Origin of the sequence: Vibrio sp. 10N.261.55.A7 (assembly GCF_002877365.1) — a bacterium.
Lineage (GTDB): Bacteria > Pseudomonadota > Gammaproteobacteria > Enterobacterales > Vibrionaceae > Vibrio.
In genome coordinates, this window is sequence record NZ_MCWZ01000209.1 from 1 (window position 1) to 810 (window position 810).

1 protein-coding gene and 1 pseudogene are annotated in these 810 nt (G+C 38.4%); both read right to left on the reverse strand.

Annotation, left to right across the window (positions count from 1 at the left end):
- A pseudogene (locus tag BCU12_RS23525) lies at positions 1-279 on the reverse strand (hypothetical protein); the annotation flags it as partial.
- Positions 280-343: 64 nt separating this feature from the next.
- Positions 344-810: HDOD domain-containing protein (locus BCU12_RS10575; RefSeq protein ID WP_133153863.1), on the reverse strand; the 467-nt coding region annotated here is incomplete at its 5' end.

Below are 810 nucleotides of genomic sequence, written 5' to 3' on the forward strand. Positions count from 1 at the left end.
GGTATCAGTAGAGATTGGATAGAACTTATCTATCAACGGAAGAACAGCTAAATTACAGGCGCCAATGAAAACAAAAAAAGTAGCGGTAAATTTTATGATCAGCTGTAGGTTTTGGCCGAGATTATCGAGTGCCGCTAAGCTTAATCCCATAAGAAATAAGATGACGTAGATAAGATATGACGTCGTTTTATTAATGTAGTTGAGGGTGTTGGGCTTAGAAATGGAAATAAAATACCCCACAACGAGTGGGGCAAAAATGAAAATCATCCCTGAGAACATTCAGATTCCTATGTGGTCATTTTTACTCGATAGTGAGGCTCAATGTCTAAATACTATTGGCTGACTACAAACCGCTAGCACTTATAACGTCACTAATTTTTGTATTGAAGTCGATTTCACTTAGATTGGTTAATTTGTAGAGTACATCTGCGCCAGTCGTATCAAATTCAACGAAATGATCATCTATGTCTTCATCTTTACGTCTGAACAACAGGATATGGTTGGCTATTCTAGCAAGTTCTAAATAGCTAAGTGGAACGTTGCTTTTTGACGTATGGTCCTGGTTTGTTGCTACGCTAATGAAGTCTTCGTCAAAACCCCAGCTGTTTAAGACCAACTTACTAGAGTCGGAACATTGAGAATCAAAAATCTGCAATGCAATTTGAATGTCGAGATAGTTGCCATTTTCTAAGTACTGATGGTATTCGTTTACCATACAAAATAACCCGATATCAGCAATGAGACCCGATAACAGTGCTTTCTCTACTTCGAGATAGCGATAGGTTTGCGGTTCTTCTTCTTTGAACGCTC